This is a genomic window from Chitinophagales bacterium, from assembly GCA_041392475.1.
Taxonomy (GTDB): Bacteria; Bacteroidota; Bacteroidia; order Chitinophagales; family UBA2359; genus JAUHXA01.
In genome coordinates this window covers 113,149-129,231 of record JAWKLZ010000001.1, presented here as the reverse complement: position 1 = coordinate 129,231, position 16,083 = coordinate 113,149, and the positions used below count along the sequence as shown (strand labels likewise).

Here is a 16,083-nt window from a genome sequence, read left to right as displayed (position 1 = left end):
GTTTATCTATACTCTAAAACCCATTCAATATCCTCCAAACCAATCCCTTCGTCAATTTCTGCCCGTTCGCTTGATGCCGCACCTCCGAAAACGCAAACCGAAAATCACACCCTTCTCGCCAACGACTGCAACCATACGCCATTTTACCTTTGATAACCTGCCCTTTACCGCATTTTGGGCAAGCGATTTCATCGGGAACTTCCTTGGTCGGCGGCTTGGGTTTTGGTAACGTTCTTACAATAGATTCTTCAACCAATATTGGTTTTGAACTTGATTTTATATTTGACTTTCCGCCTTCTTTCGCTTCAAAAACCAACTGAAAATCATCATCCAAGACAATTCGACCATTCACCTTCGCCCCATTTTCTTCAAAGCCCTTCAACTGAACCGTTGAGCCACGAGCAATCAATCGAGCCAACTGATTTTCGGATATTGCTTTGTTTTTGAAGGAAAAAGGAAGGCGAAAATTGCAGCCCGATTTCCACTGATTGCAGCCATAAGCCGTTTTTCCCTGCAATAAACTACCCTTGTTGCATTTGGGGCAGGTCAAACCCACAATAGCATTCGAACCTTTTGCAGCAATTGTTTTTGACTTTTTCGCTTTTGAATTTGAATCTTGAATTTGAGTTTTCTTTGGCGGAGCCAAAGTAGGCTTTTTCTCTTTGAAGGTATCACGGCCTTTGAAGTTGGTGTTTTTACCACCTCTTGCGCTTGAATTTGAGCTTTGAATTTGAACTTGCGTGTTGGACGTTTTCACCTCTTTCACCAAATTTTCAACCATTGCTTTCATGTTGTTGATAAACACTTTGGCAGAGTATGTACCTTTTTCGATTTCACGCAGTTGTTTCTCCCATTGACCCGTCAGTTCAGCAGATTTGAGGAGGTCGTTTTGGATGGTGTCAATGAGTTGAATGCCAACTTCGGTGGGGAGGACTTGTTTTTTATGGCGTTCAATGTATTTGCGTTTGAAGAGGGTTTCGATGATGTTCGCACGGGTTGAAGGACGACCAATGCCGTTGTCTTTCATCAGTTCTCGCAGTTGTTCATCGTCCACTTTTTTACCCGCCGTTTCCATCGCCCTCAGCAAAGTTGCCTCCGAATAGACCTTTGGAGGTTGGGTCACTTTTTCTGCCAAATTGGGTTCATGCGGCCCCGTTTCCCCCTTTTTGAAGGTCGGCATGAGATTTTCCTCTTCTGTTTTTTTGCCGTCTTTTTTTGAAGTATTGGAAGACTGTTTTTGGGGTGGTTTGGGGAAAACGACCCGCCAACCCTCCTCCAAAATTTCCTTGCCCGTTGCCTTGAATTTCACCCCATCTACTTCACCCAAAACCGTCGTATTCGACACAATACAATCGGGATAAAAAGCTGCAATGAATTGACGGCTAACCGCATCATATACATTTTGTTCGTTGGGCATCAACTGTTTTTGAATGCCCGTTGGGATGATGGCATGGTGGTCGGTCACTTTGGAGTCGTTGAAAACCTTGCCTGATTTCCGCAGCGGTTGTTTCGCCAAAATGGGGGCAATGAGGGCATCATAGTCGGTCATTTGCTCCAATGTATGTGGCACTTTGGGATACACATCGTTGGGCAAATAAGTGGTGTCGACACGAGGATAGGTGATGACCTTTTTTTCGTAGAGTTTTTGGGCAATCTTCAAGGTGTCTTCGGCAGTGTAGCCAAATCGCTTGTTGCAGTGCACTTGCAGGCTGGTCAAATCGTAGAGGCTGGGCGGATATTCTCGCCCTTTCTTTTTGGTGAAAGAGGTGATTACAAAAGGCTTGTCTTTGACTTGCTCCAAAAATACTTCCCCTTCTTCCTTCTTCAAAAAACGTCCCTTTTCACAATTGAATGTCACCTCACGATAGACCGTTTGCAGTTCCCAAAAAGGCGTTGGCACAAAGTTTTCGATTTCTTTGTGGCGTTCTACCAATAGTGCCAAGGTGGGCGTTTGCACTCGACCGATAGACAAAACTTGTTTGTAACCTCCGTACTTCAAGGTGTACAATCGGGTGGCATTCATACCCAAAATCCAATCACAAATCGCCCTTGCGCTTCCTGCAAAATACAATCGGTCAAAGTGTTGAGCATCCTTCAAATTGTTGAAGCCCGCACGAATGGCTTCTGGGGTCAAAGACGAAATCCACAATCGCTGCACAGGGCCATTGTATTTTGCCTGCTTCAATACCCATCGTTGAATCAGTTCACCTTCTTGTCCTGCATCGCCGCAGTTGATGACCGAATCGCATTGCTTCAACAGTTGTTGGATGACCTTGAATTGTTTTTTAGCACCAGGGTTGTTGATGAGCTTGATGTCAAATTTTTCGGGCAACATCGGCAGACTTTCCAAACGCCATTGTTTCCAATCGGGTCGGTAGTCATCGGGCGTTTTGAGGGTGCAGAAATGTCCAAATGTCCATGTGACTGCATAGCCGTTGCCTTCAAAATAACCATCTTTTCGAGATTTGGCATTGAGAATGAAGGCAATTTCTTTGGCAACACTGGGTTTTTCGGCGATGCAGAGTTTCATTTGGGATGTTTTTTAAGATGGTAAGGTGTAATCTTTGAAGCATGAAAAGGTGACATCTTGCCATCGAGTTTGAGATTACACCTTTTCGATTCCTCAAAGATGTCACCTCAAACTCTAAAATTATTTTCATTGCAGCATAGAAATACACTCCTTACAGCGTTCTTTTCAATCTAAAAGTTCCTGTTCAAAAGCTGTACCTTAGAAACCAAACTTTCCCTTCCTTTGTTCCATCTTTATTAGCAAACATTTTTATCTTTAGATATGGAGGTATTGAAACAAAATTACGAGAAACTTTCGGTAAAGGAATACATTGAAGTAGAAGAATCTACGGGGATTAAGCACGAATATTTGGATGGATTTATCCGAGCGATGTCTGGTGGTTCTTTGAATCATAGTATTATTGGCGGAAATACTTTTTTTGCACTTATGGCGAAAGTCAATGAGGAAAATAAAACATGCATTGTTTTCAACAACGATGCAAAGGTGTATATTGAGAAAGCCAATTCTTATCTTTATCCCGATGTTACGGTTGTTTGTGGGGATATAGAAACAGGAGAACACGAAGAATCCATAGCCAACCCTATTTTGATTGTAGAAGTATTGTCTAAATCAACTGGGAGTTATGACCGAGGAGAGAAATTTCGCAAATACCGTTCTTTGCCTTCCTTCAAAGAGTATGTATTGATTGACCAAGACCAACCGATTGTAGATACGATGTATAGAAAAGATGCTTCTTATTGGCGGATGTCTTCCACTATTGGCTTGGATAAATCGGTGAAATTGCATAGTTTGGATATTGAAGTGCCCATGTCGGAAATTTACAAAAATATCCGTGATTTGGAAATGCCGCAAACGGTGATGGATTTTGAGGATTAACACTTCACACAAACTTCCTCACCAACCCCACTAATTTTTCAACATCCATTTTTTCAATCAAATGTGGCAAACCTTCAATGGCATGGAAAGTAGCATTGGGCAACAATTTTGCCGTCATTTCTGACTCTTCCCTTGTCACCATCTTATCGAGCGTTCCCAAACCAATCAATACAGGGTGGTTTATTGCTTGAAAATCTGCATTATGTAGCCTTTTACCATTCCCCAAACCCACCATCATATCGGCAGTTTTATGGACGACTTCTTTCCAATCATTGGGTGAATGTAGGGCGTTTAGTTTTTGGGCAAAAGCAGGTACTTTGGCTTCAATCGCATCGGGATTCAGCATCTTCACTTCATTCGCTGCAAAGGCTGGTGTCCAATCAAATTTGGTGGCCAGGGTGATGATTTTATCAACGACATTTGGATGATTCTTTGCCAAAGTCAACGCCACATATCCGCCCATGCTATAACCCAAAATAGAAACTTTGGAGAGTTTGTTTTCTTCGAGAAATTTCAATACATTTTCGGTGAATACATCCATCGTGAAATCCCTGTTTGATGGTCTGCCGCCATGCCCTTCAAAATTTAAGTCATAAACATTGAAGTCTTTGGAGAGTCTGATTTTGAGGGTTTTTAGCTGGCTTTTGCTGCCCAATGCGCCGTGAAGTAGTAGGATTGAGTTGGTCATTTTTTGATTTTTTATGGAAGTTTAAAATGAGGATTGTAAATCAAACCAACGATGTTTCCCCACGGGTCTTTCACCGCAGCTACCACAATTTCACTTCCTACATCTTGAGGAGATTCATGTTCGCTTGCGCCCAAATCTATCAATCGCTGGTACTCTGTTGCAATGTCATATACGCCCCAATAAGTCAACACACCTTCAGCCTTATCGTTTGTTGGCGTTTCTTCGGGCTGCAATCCAAGTTCATATCCGCCAATATTGAAGCCTACATAAAACGGTTCGTTGAAATAAGGTTCGACTTCAAAGGCTTTTGAATACCATTCTGTGGCTTTTTGGATGTTGGCTACTTTGTAGATGGTTGTTCTTAGTCCGAGCATTGTTGTTTATATTTTGATTTGAATGCAAGAGATAAAATGTAAAATAAGATTTTATTTTCATTTTCCATCATGCTTTTATGTGAGGTAGAACTTACATCACCTTCTCCAAACACCCCTTCCACCTCACATAAGCCACTCGATATGCCTCTCTATCATTCTTTTGCGGCAAATAAGACCTCAAAACCGTCACCTCCTTCAATGCTTCTTCCAAAGAAGCATACACCCCACTTGCCACACCCGAAGCCTTTGCAGCCCCGACCGCACCCGTTGTTTCGACCACATCAATTTGGCTGTCCACCAAAGTCGCAATCGTATGGGCAAAAATCGAAGATTGAAACAAATTGTCGTTTCCAACACGCATGATACTCAAATCCAAGCCCATTTCCTTCAAAATCTCAATGCCATACACAAACGAAAAAGCAATGCCCTCCAAAGCAGCCCGATACAAATGCGCTTGACCATGTTGGTTCAATTGCAGGTTACAGATATGCGAGCCTATATTCGCATTGTTTAGCATCCTTTCTGCCCCATTTCCAAAAGGTAAAATGGACAAACCATCACTCCCAATCGGTATAATCGTTGCCAATTCCTCCATTTCGGGATAAGAAATATTCGATTTAGCCGCATGTTGCCGCATCCAGGCATACTGAATCCCAGCTCCATTGATGCACAGCAAAATCCCGATTTGCGTTTTTTCTTTGGTATAATTGACATGGGCAAAACCATTCACCCGAGATTGAAGGTCATACACAGGTTTGTCGACCACGCCATAGACCACCCCCGAAGTACCTCCCGTTGCAGCCACTTCCCCCGTTTTCAAGACATTGAGCGAAAGCGCATTATTGGGTTGGTCACCTGCTCGATAGGTGACAGGAATTCCTTGGACCAAACCCGTTGCAGTCGCAGCAGCAGGGGTCATTTTTCCTTGAATAGAAAAAGTTGGGCGAATTTCAGGAATCATTTTTTCATCCAAACCATATTCCTCCAAGACCAATTTGGCAACTTCATTCTCTTTGAAGTCCCACAAAATACCCTCCGAAAGTCCCGAAATCGTGGTGCAAGTTTCACCTGTTAATTTCATGGCAATGTAGTCGCCAGGCAACATCATTTTGTCCATTTGAGCATAAATATCTGGTTCATTTTCTTTGACCCACTTCAATTTGGAGGCGGTGAAATTGCCAGGAGAATTGAGATGATGCTTCAAACTTTTCTCTTGACCAATCGCTTCAAAAGCTTCATTGCCAACCTCAACGGCTCGGCTATCACACCAAATAATCGAAGGGCGCAGCACTTTTTGATTTTTGTCCACCAACACCAAACCGTGCATTTGGTAGGAAATACCAATGCTTTGAATATTATTGGAAGATATTCCTGTTTGATGTAGCAGTTTTTGAGTTGCCACACATACATTTTCCCACCAAGTTTCGGGTGCTTGTTCAGCCCACCCTGTTTGTTCTGCAATAATTTTCATCTCCATTTCGGGATATTGCACCACTGCAAGAGCTTTGCCGCTTGCAGCATCCACCAAAGCAGCTTTTATTGAAGAACTACCTATATCGTAACCAAGCAAATACATATTTATTGATTGTTTTTTTAAGTAGGCTCAAACTTATCCGATTGAAGTAATAAGTTGATTTTATAAATAATTCTGGTTCTTTAAAAATTTGGTTGGTAAGGAGTGAAAGACCTTTTAAGTTTAATGCTAAAAAATTGAAAGAGAGCGAAATAAATCCTATCTTTCAGAAAAAAAAACTTCAAAAGTTTATAACTAACCTTTTCTATGAAGAATCATAATTGTAAGACGGTGTGATTATAGGATTGAAGAGATAAATCTAAGTCACCGTCACATCGTCTTACAATTTCACTACATATCATCACCCTGTAAAATACGCCAATACACTTCCTACAATCAATACAATGACCACAGAAGCAACGATATCCCATTTGTTGTAGCTAGCCGAATTCGCTGCTTTTTGTTCGGGCGTAATGGTCGCAAAGGTCAATCCACGCAGCTGTTCTTCAGAAGGTTTTTCGGTCAATAAACTCACCGTAATCAAAATCATCGCACAAGCAATAAACATGAATACTGCAAAGTGCATAAAATTGACGGTTGCGAAAGAGTGGGCAAATCCAGTGAGAGAATCCTTGTTCAACTCCAAAATCAACCGAAGTGCTCCGATAAAAAATCCACCAACCAAAGTCGCCATTGCTCCTTGTGCATTGATGCGTTTGAAGAAAATACCGAGCAAGAAAACAGCCGTAATTGGAGGCGCAATGTAGGACTGAACGCTTTGTAGATACTGGTACAAAACGCCAGAAATGCGCTGCATCACAGGAATCCATGCTATTCCCAATACCACTACCACAGCCGTTGCAATCTGACCAATACGCACCAATTGTTTTTCAGGTGTATTGGGTCGGATTTTTTTGTAAATGTCAATCGTAAACAAAGTTGAGCAAGAATTGAAGACCGAGGCCAGTGAACTCATCAAGGCTGCTAACAAACCTCCAACGACCAATCCACGCACACCGGCAGGCAACAAATGTTTCATCAAAGCAGGTAAGGCTTGGTCAGAAGAGGCCAACTCCAACTGTCCTTTTTGAACCAGTGCATAAGCGACCATTCCTGGCACCATAAAGATGAAAATGGGGAGTATTTTGAGGTAAGCACCAAAGATTGCTCCTCTTCTTCCTTCGGTCAAGTTGCGAGCGGTCAAAGTACGTTGCACGATGTATTGGTCTGTACACCAATACCATATCCCCACAATTGTACCGCCAAAAACCAATCCTGTCCACGGAAAATCGGGGTCGCTTGCAGGTCGCCACATATCGAAGTGATTGCTGCCCACGGCTTCTCTCAATCCACTCCAGCCGCCCACTTCTGCTAAACCCAAATAAGTGACCAAAAGAGAACCAATTATCAGCACAACAGCTTGCAATGCTTCTGTATAAACCACTGCTCTCATTCCACCTAAAATGGTGTAAAGACCTGTAATGACAACCGTTATCAATGCTCCCGTCCAAAATTCTACCCCAAAAACTGCGGAGATAACCATCCCTCCAGCATACACCGTCACCGAAACTTTGGTGAGCACATAACCTATCAAAGAGATGATGGACAAAAACCATCGGGTTTGTGCATTGTAGCGTTTTTCGAGAAATTCGGGCATGGTAAACACGCCACTTCTCGCATAAAAAGGAAGAAATACCCAACCCAAAAGCAACACAATCCAAGCGTGAAGCTCATAATGAGCCATTGGCATTCCACTTTCAAAAGCCGTTCCCGCAAGCCCTACAACATGCTCAGAGCCAATATTGGAGGCGAAAATAGAGGTACCGATGATGAACCAGCCAATATTACGGCCTGCCAAAAAATAATCCTCCGTGTTGTCTTCTCTTTTCATGATGACCCATACGGCAATGCCGAGCAGTACGGCAAAATAAGCACCCAATACGAGCCAATCTAACCAATGTAAAGTTTGTTCCATAGTGTTTATTTGTAATTTTGAATGATGAGTTTTATCAATAACAGGGGGTATTCAAGATTTAACTCCCTAATTCATTTCATCAGGGCAGACTGCAGTTTTCAAGTGCTATTACTCCATAGAAGTAAAATATTTGTGGAAAATTAATTTAAAGTTTGTAACAACTCCATTAGGAGTTGAACCTCAGTAATATCGTCTCAAATTAATTGGGTTGAACTCAGACCTGTTCCGAAGGAATGCAGTTCTGTAATTACTTCCTGCATTTTTCTACAAATATTCAAGTCCTAATGGACTTGCTAAAACCACAACGCATTTTTCGGAAAAAAATACCACTCTCGTTATTGATGTCCTAATCTATATTTAAAAATCTTTCCATCAGCTATCAAACATACTGATTCACAATATTTTCGTACAATTCTTGGCGGCCACTAATTTGAGTAGGTTCACCGTGTCGTGCAGCAATCGTGGCCAAATCTTCCAAACTCAATTCTCCATTTTCAAAGGCTTTTCCATTGCCGCTATCAAAAGAAGCATAGCGATTCGCCCGCATTTTTCGGTAAGGAGAGTTTTGAAGAATATCGTCTGCTGCCAATAGAGCCCTTGCAAAACAATCCATTCCACCAATGTGTGCATAGAAAATATCTTCCAAATCGGTAGAATTTCGGCGGGTTTTGGCATCAAAATTCACGCCTCCACCTTGCAGCCCACCCGACTCCAAAACAACCAACATGGCTTCGGTCAATTCCATCACATTGTTTGGAAATTGATCCGTATCCCAACCATTTTGATAGTCACCTCTATTCGCATCCATACTACCCAAAAGTCCTGCATTTGCAGACACTTGCAGTTCGTGTTGGAAAGTATGTTGTGCCAAAGTAGCGTGATTTACTTCAATGTTTAATTTGAAGTCCGCCATCAAATCGTACTCACGTAGAAAGGCAATACAAGTTGCAGCGTCAAAATCGTATTGATGTTTAGAAGGCTCCATCGGTTTGGGTTCGATGAAAAAAGTACCTGTGAAGCCATTTTTGCGTGCATAGTCTTTGGAAGCATGTAAAAAAGTAGCCAAATGATCCAATTCTCGCTTCATATCCGTATTCAATAGGGACATATAACCTTCTCGTCCTCCCCAAAATACATAGTTTTCACCACCCAATTTGATGGTCGCATCCAGTGCATTTTTGACTTGCGCTCCTGCATACGCTAAAGTGTGAAAATCGGGATTCGTTGCAGCCCCGTTCATATAACGAGGATTGGAAAATAGGTTTGCCGTTCCCCACAATAATTTCACCCCCGAAGTTGCTTGTTTTTCTTTGGCATAGTCCGTGATGGTTTCCAACCTGCTTTGAAATTCACTCAAACTATCTGGCTCATCTATCAAATCTACATCGTGGAAACAATAGTAAGGAATCCCCAACTTGGTTATAATTTCAAAAGCAGCATCCATTTTTTCTTTTGCTTGCTGAATCGGGTCATTTGCCGTTAGCCACGGAAACAATTTTGTTCCAGGACCAAATGGGTCACCTCCCACATTACAGAGTGTATGCCAATAAGCTACCGCAAACTTGAAGTGTTCCTTCATCGTTTTCCCCGCTACTACTTGATTTTCATCATAATATTTGAAGGCAAGCGGATTGTCTGATTTTTTTCCTTCAAAAGCGATTTTGCCGATATTGGGAAAATATTCTTTCTCTCCAAGGGTCAAATGTAAACTCATATTTATATTTTTTGATAATTAATATTATTGTTTTTTAGTAGGTGCTTTCCTATTGTTTGTTCTTTCTTAAAAGTTTTGTGTATTATAATTTTATTCAAACCAATAGTTTTAACAAAAACTAACCTTCAAGCCCTCCATATTTTTAGGATAAACGTCAAACGTCTCCTATCCCCAAAATCTTCGATGATTTTTTTATTTTTAGCTTTTCACAAAGAAAATAAGATAAATGTGTTTTTCCGAATTTGAGGCTACTCCAAAAACACTTCTACAAATACGTCAGTATTACGTCAAACATATCTGACTATTATTTCTTCAAATCTGCCTAAAAAATTCATCAAAACTACCTCGTTTATCTAAGTCAAATTTTTTCCTCAGGCGGTATCTTTTGGTTTCTGCACCTCTGGTAGAAAGATTCAACCGAGAGGCGATTTCTTTGGTAGAAAGCTTCATTTGCAGGAGTAAACTCATCTTCAATTCTTCAAAAGACAGTTGCGGAAACTGTACTTTGAGGCGTTGAATAAAATCGTTGTTGAGTAAGTTGGCGTATTCTTCAATAGTGCTAGAATCTGCTTTATTGTTAGAAATATGGTGAATCAAAGCATTGACCTTTTTTCGGACTTCAATAGACTTCACTTCTTTTTTCAACCCCCTTAGAGCATCTTCCAATTCGTCAATCAGTTTTATTTGTGACTCCAATTGAAGGGATTGGGTTGACAAAACTTTATTTTTGCTATTGAGTTCTTTCTTCAAGTTGTCATTTTGAAGTTTCAAATCCTTTGTAAAAGCGGCACCACTTCCCAGTCCATTCAATACTTTATTTAGCGAAGCAAACCAAAAATTGTAAGCCTGTGAGCAACTTGCATAATTCAAATTGGGTTCATATATTTTGCTTGCTTTGATACTCTTCAATGCTTCTTGCAAAGAAGCATAAGTGCCACTACCAACACCCGAAGCCCTCGCTGCTCCGATTGCACCGTTGGTATCAACTACTTCAATCGGTGTCCCCAAAAGTGTGGCAATGGTGGAAGAAAAAACCGAAGACTGAAACATGTTGTCATTGCCAACTCGAATGACATCAACTTCCAAACCCAATTCTTTGAGCATATTGATTCCATAAACAAAGGTGAAAGCAATACCTTCTAAAGATGCTCGGTAAACGTGTGCTCGTGTATGCCGATTGAATTCGAGGTTATAGATATGGGATTCAAGGTTGCGGTTGTTGAAAATCCGTTCTGCACCATTCCCAAAAGGCAGAATACAAATACCCTCTGAACCTACTGGCACACTCGACACCATGCGTTCCATATCGGCATAAGTCGTTTGTCCTCTTGCTATTTGATGCTTCACCCAACTGTATTGCATTCCCGCCCCATTGATACAAAGCAGCACTCCGATTCTATCAAAATTGTTTTCATAATTGACATGAGCAAAAGCATTGACTCTGGATTGTGCATCGTATAAAGGTTGGTCAACAATCCCATACACTACTCCCGAAGTACCACTAATAGCAGCCACTTCACCACCTTGCAAGACATTCAAAGACACTGCATTGTTGGGTTGATCGCCCGCACGGTAAGTGACTGGAGTGCCTACTGCCAATCCTGTTTGTTCGGCTGCTGATGGAGTGATTTTGCCCGTTTCGTAAAAAGTAGGTAAGATGTTGGGGAGCAATTCTGGGTCTATTTCAAAATATTGCAGTAGCTTCTCTGCAATATTTTTCTCTTTGAAGTTCCAAAGTACCCCTTCTGAAAGCCCCGAAATAGTGGTACTAACATTACCCGTCAATTTCATGGCGATAAAATCTCCTGGCAATAGAATCTTATAAATTTTTTGGTAAATAGTCGGTTCATTGTCCTTGACCCACTTCAATTTAGATGCCGTAAAATTGCCGGGAGAGTTGAGGTAATTGTGAAGACAATATTCTTCTCCGATATCTACAAAAGCTTGTGAACCAATAGACACCGCTCGGCTATCGCACCAAATGATAGCTGGTCGAAGCACTTGAAGGTCACGGTCTATCAATACCAAACCGTGCATTTGATAGGCAATTCCAATCCCTTCAATATCGCCCGCAAGAATATGGTAAGTCGCCAATAATTTCTTAGTAGCCAAGCAGACATTGCGCCACCAAAGTTCGGGCTGCTGTTCTGCCCAGCCTTTTTGACGGGCAATAATATCCATATCTTGCTCAGGATATTGGGTCACACCCACTACTTCGTGGCTGTTTACATCTATCAACGCCGCTTTGACAGTGTCACTGCCTATATCATAGCCTATTAAGTACATTTGAAGGTTGTGGTTTTAAATACTTCAAGAATACGTCAAGATAGGTATTTTTACCTGATTTTTGACAAAAATTCTATACAATGAAAAGAATCCAACGGCTTTGTCTTTTTATTCTCTCATCCAAAAAGATGCTTGGCTGACCGCAGATGAAAACCTCTTTCGGTTAATGGGCTATGAGGATTAGCTTAGTCCTTCCATCTCAAAATCAAGCCAAACATCACCGTAAAAAGCAGTAAGGTAAAACACAAGCCTATCCGAAGTCCATATACATCTGCCAAAAAACCAATGGTGGGAGGGCCTACAAAAAAACCTGCATAGCCAATAGTTGTTGCCATTGCAATTCCTACACTCGGCGAAACGCCCTCCGTATTTCCCGCAGCTGAGTAAATGATAGGCACAACAGTTGCCAATCCCAAACCCACCAAAAAGAACCCCAAAAGAGTCGTCCAAGCAGTTGCAAAAATCAGGGCAATGGATAGTCCTGCAATGGCTATAAGGCTGTCGCAAATCAGCAGTTTTCTTTTGCCGAGTTTTTCGGTGAAGTAGTCGCCAAAAATCCGCCCAATCGTCATGGCCACACTAAATGAGCCAAATGCCAATGCACTGAAAGCCAAACTTTCACCAATCTCGTTGTGCATAAAAATAGCCGACCAATCTGCCATAGAGCCTTCACCTGTCATGCCACAAAAAGCAATGATTCCTAAGGGTAAAATGGCTTTGGTAGGCAATCGAAAACTGCTTTCACTTTTGTCCTCTTTTTGAAGCGCAAGGTCTGCTGAAGACGGCGTATCTTTCACCAAATAATTGGCTGCTACAACACAAGCAATGATGCCGATTCCTGCAACAATGAAGAAATGTATGGTCAAGTCTGTATGGATATTGGCAAACCACGAACCTGCAAAGGCCCCCAATGCCATTCCAATGCTGAAAATAGCGTGAAAAGACGACATAATGGGTTTTCCCCATTTTCGCTCTACAAAAACTGCTTGTCCATTCATGGCTACATCCATTGCGCCTGAAGCCAAGCCTAATGTAAAAAACAAAAAACTGATAATTAAAAGGTTGGCGTACATAGGCACAAAAGGAACTACGGCACACAAAATCAGGGCAGCTAATGTGGTAATTCTTTTGGTGCCAAATTGTGTGGTCATCCATCCTGCAAAAGGCATCGCTATCAATGCACCCATTGCAGAAACCAATAGCAACGAACCCAAACCTGTATTGCTTACCCCAAAAAACGATTGTAATTCAGGTAGCCTTGCCGTCCAATTGGCGTATAAAAAGCCATTGACAAAGAAAAAAGTAGCAACAGCTATTCGGTTGTTTTTAATCATCTTTTTTAAAGTACTTTTACTGCAAAGGTACGAGGTTGCTGCTCATTTCAATGCCATGCAATTGATAACTTTTTAGGCTTCTTTATCCAACATTTGAAGAGTTTTATCAACATAGCAGTTTCCTTGAACCAATTTTAGTTTTAATTTTGGTTTTCATTTCAAAGAAAAACCATGATTTGTCAAACAATACAATTAGAGAAAGTATCCAAACGTTTTGGTTTTGAATGGATATTCAGGGATGTGCAAGCAAGCTTTGAAGCGGGGAAAAGTTATGCGATTTTGGGTGCGAATGGTTCTGGAAAATCCACTTTATTGCAGGTCATTGCTGCAAGTTTGACTCCTTCAAAAGGAACTGTTGTTTATACTGATAAAATTGGTAAAACCATTGAAGTAAACAAAATACACCAAACGCTGAGTTTGGCTGCTCCCTATTTGGAGTTGGTTGAAGAATTTTCCTTGAAGGAATTACTCACCTTTCAATCTCACTTCAAACCTTTTGTAAACCAATTGAGTATCGCAGATGTCATAGATATAGTAGAGTTGCCAAATGTCCGAAAAAAAGCCATTCGCCACTATTCGTCAGGTATGAAACAAAGAGTGAAATTGGTATTGGCTATTTTAGCAGACAGTTCTATTCTACTCTTGGATGAACCCGCTACCAATTTAGATGCTACTGCAACGGAATGGTATCGGCGATTGGTGCAGCAATATGCTCACAATCGAGTGGTTATCGTAGCTTCTAACCAAGAAAAGGAGTACGATTTTTGTGACAACAAGTTGGTGATAGAAGACTTTAAAAAAATGTAACAAAGAAAATGAAAAAGACAGTATCGTTGGTATTGGGATGCGGTGGCGCAAGAGGTTTGGCGCATATTGGAGTGATTGAAGCAATTGAAGCAGCAGGCTACGAAATCAAGGCCATTGCAGGTACTTCAATGGGGGCAGCTGTCGGAGCAGTGTATTCTGTGGGAAAGTTAGCTGTTTTCAAGGAGTGGTTTTGTGGATTGACCAAATTCGGTGTGTTAAAGCGAATAGATTTCACCTTTAGTTTTCAGGGTTTTGTACGAGGAGATAGGTTATTTGAAGAAATGGCGAGCCTTGTTGGTGGAGATAAAAATATTGAAGATTTAGAAATACCCTATACCGCTGTTGCAGCAGATTTGAATACTGGTCAAGAAGTGTGGATCAATCGAGGAAGTCTTTTTGATGCAGTTCGTGCTTCGATTGCCATTCCTACCGTTTTCACTCCAAAAATACTGCATGACCGAGAGTTAATCGACGGAGGAATTTTGAATCCTACACCTATCGAACCAATTTTGGAAGAGAAAAACGACTTGATTATTGTGGTCAATCTTAATGCAAGAATGTCAGGACCACAACCGAGACAAGTGGTAGAAGTTGCAGATAAGGCTGATAATTTGAGATTGAATATGATACCCGAACCTGGCAAGCCTGGCCATTTTTTGTTTCGCTCCAAATGGCTGCACAACCTTCCAAAAGTGAGCATGGTCAAACACCATTTGAATTATATTGGATTGACTACGAGAAGCATTGAAGTAATGCAAGACAAAATCACCGACTATACCCTTCATCTTTACAAACCCGATATTCTGGTCAATATTTCGAGGGACGCAAGTGGCGGTTTTGATTTTTACAAAGCCAAAGAACTCATCGAATTGGGCAGAAAAGAATGTGAAGCAGCACTCAATAGATATGAGGTTGCTCAACAAGAATTGATTCAACAACAAACCATTTCCAAAAAAGAACGCATGGATTTGTTCAAAACCATACAAATGGGTTGGGATAGTATCTGGTCTAAAAAATAAACAAAAAGCTTTTTTTTCAATTCAAATGAACAATTTGGCAAGCTTTTGGTATATACTACATCATTGTGAAGAGAAAAAGTTTGTAATGTCATTTTAGTAATTGGTTTAGTTAATATAGGCTCGTAAGATTTTCCCCTTGCGAGCCTTTTTGTTTTTATATTTGCAAGGTGAATAAAATGCAAACCATATACCGTTACCTTCAATACTTGCGTCAGGCAAAGTCGAAGTACTACCTTCATTCTCCGTTTGTATATCAACTTGCAGAAGAGGTAATTTTCGACAAACGAGATTATTATGCCTTCAGCGATATAGAGTATGTGAGGAGTCAACTGCTTCAAAATCACCATATCATTGACGTGAAAGACTACGGCGCAGGGTCTAAAAATACGGAAGCCTCAGAACGAAGGCAGATATCCGAAATTGCCAAAAACGCAGCTGCTCCCGAAAAAGTAGGGCAGTTATTGTTTCGTTTGGTGCATTATTTTGAACCCAAAACCATGCTCGAATTGGGAACTTCACTCGGCATCGGCACACTCTACCATGCACTTGCACTCCCCAAAAGCAAAGTTTACACGATTGAAGGATGTCCCAATACTGCAAAAATCGCTCGGCAGACTTTCGATTTGATGCAATTGAAGAACATCTATACCAAAGTCGGAACTTTTGAACAAATGCTGCCAACTACATTGGCTGAAATTGGACAATTGGATTACATTTATATGGATGGAAATCACCGAAAAGAGCCAACTCTACAATACCTCAACCGGTGTTTACCATATATTCACAACAATACAATCATGGTTTTTGACGACATCAATTGGTCAGAAGAAATGCAAGAAGCATGGGCTTCCGTCAAAGCACATCCCAAAGTGACCCTCACCATAGATTTGTTCCGATTGGGCATTGTTTTTTTTAGAGAAGAACAAGCCAAAGAGCATTTTCAGTTGTATTTTTAAAAAAACGATTC

Annotated in this window: 13 protein-coding genes; 5 read left to right on the top strand and 8 right to left on the bottom strand. The window is 41.1% G+C overall.

Annotated elements, in window-relative coordinates; genetic code table 11:
* Positions 1-13: 13 nt before the first annotated feature.
* Positions 14-2,530, bottom strand: coding sequence for a DNA topoisomerase 3 (locus R3E32_00470; protein ID MEZ4883175.1), 2,517 nt, complete (start codon positions 2,528-2,530; stop codon positions 14-16).
* A 270-nt stretch (positions 2,531-2,800) separates the two neighbouring features.
* Between R3E32_00470 and R3E32_00465 the strand changes: the two genes are divergently transcribed.
* Positions 2,801-3,406: a Uma2 family endonuclease gene (locus tag R3E32_00465; protein MEZ4883174.1), complete on the top strand. Its 606-nt coding sequence runs from the start codon at positions 2,801-2,803 to the stop codon at positions 3,404-3,406.
* 4 nt (positions 3,407-3,410) lie between these two features.
* Here R3E32_00465 and R3E32_00460 read toward each other — a convergent pair whose 3' ends face one another.
* The 6 genes from R3E32_00460 to R3E32_00435 form a co-directional block, all read right to left on the bottom strand.
* Positions 3,411-4,094 (bottom strand): alpha/beta hydrolase, encoded by a 684-nt coding sequence (locus R3E32_00460; protein MEZ4883173.1) that lies wholly within the window; start codon positions 4,092-4,094, stop codon positions 3,411-3,413.
* Between the two features lie 11 nt (positions 4,095-4,105).
* Entirely contained in the window at positions 4,106-4,468 is a 363-nt protein-coding gene (locus R3E32_00455; GenBank protein MEZ4883172.1) for a VOC family protein, read from the bottom strand.
* Positions 4,469-4,559: 91 nt separating this feature from the next.
* Positions 4,560-6,044, bottom strand: coding sequence for an FGGY family carbohydrate kinase (locus R3E32_00450; GenBank protein ID MEZ4883171.1), 1,485 nt, complete (start codon positions 6,042-6,044; stop codon positions 4,560-4,562).
* 298 nt (positions 6,045-6,342) lie between these two features.
* On the bottom strand, positions 6,343-7,956 hold the full coding sequence (locus R3E32_00445) for a sodium:solute symporter (protein ID MEZ4883170.1): 1,614 nt from the start codon (positions 7,954-7,956) through the stop codon (positions 6,343-6,345).
* A gap of 379 nt (positions 7,957-8,335) precedes the next feature.
* The gene (gene xylA / locus R3E32_00440) at positions 8,336-9,670 is read right to left on the bottom strand and encodes a xylose isomerase (GenBank protein ID MEZ4883169.1); all 1,335 of its coding nucleotides are present in this window, start codon (positions 9,668-9,670) and stop codon (positions 8,336-8,338) included.
* 312 nt (positions 9,671-9,982) lie between these two features.
* On the bottom strand, positions 9,983-11,956 hold the full coding sequence (locus tag R3E32_00435) for an FGGY family carbohydrate kinase (protein MEZ4883168.1): 1,974 nt from the start codon (positions 11,954-11,956) through the stop codon (positions 9,983-9,985).
* 61 nt (positions 11,957-12,017) lie between these two features.
* On the opposite strand from R3E32_00435, the gene R3E32_00430 reads away from it, so the two are divergent.
* A complete protein-coding gene (locus R3E32_00430) occupies positions 12,018-12,140 on the top strand; it encodes a hypothetical protein (protein MEZ4883167.1) in 123 nt (40 codons plus the stop codon).
* A gap of 1 nt (position 12,141) precedes the next feature.
* On the opposite strand, the gene R3E32_00425 is transcribed toward R3E32_00430, so the two are convergent.
* Positions 12,142-13,290 (bottom strand): MFS transporter, encoded by a 1,149-nt coding sequence (locus tag R3E32_00425; GenBank protein ID MEZ4883166.1) that lies wholly within the window; start codon positions 13,288-13,290, stop codon positions 12,142-12,144.
* A gap of 171 nt (positions 13,291-13,461) precedes the next feature.
* On the opposite strand from R3E32_00425, the gene R3E32_00420 reads away from it, so the two are divergent.
* From R3E32_00420 to R3E32_00410, 3 genes are all read left to right on the top strand, one after another.
* The gene (locus tag R3E32_00420) at positions 13,462-14,097 is read left to right on the top strand and encodes an ATP-binding cassette domain-containing protein (GenBank protein ID MEZ4883165.1); all 636 of its coding nucleotides are present in this window, start codon (positions 13,462-13,464) and stop codon (positions 14,095-14,097) included.
* A gap of 8 nt (positions 14,098-14,105) precedes the next feature.
* On the top strand, positions 14,106-15,116 hold the full coding sequence (locus R3E32_00415; protein ID MEZ4883164.1) for a patatin-like phospholipase family protein: 1,011 nt from the start codon (positions 14,106-14,108) through the stop codon (positions 15,114-15,116).
* A gap of 176 nt (positions 15,117-15,292) precedes the next feature.
* On the top strand, positions 15,293-16,072 hold the full coding sequence (locus tag R3E32_00410; GenBank protein ID MEZ4883163.1) for a class I SAM-dependent methyltransferase: 780 nt from the start codon (positions 15,293-15,295) through the stop codon (positions 16,070-16,072).
* Positions 16,073-16,083: the final 11 nt, after the last annotated feature.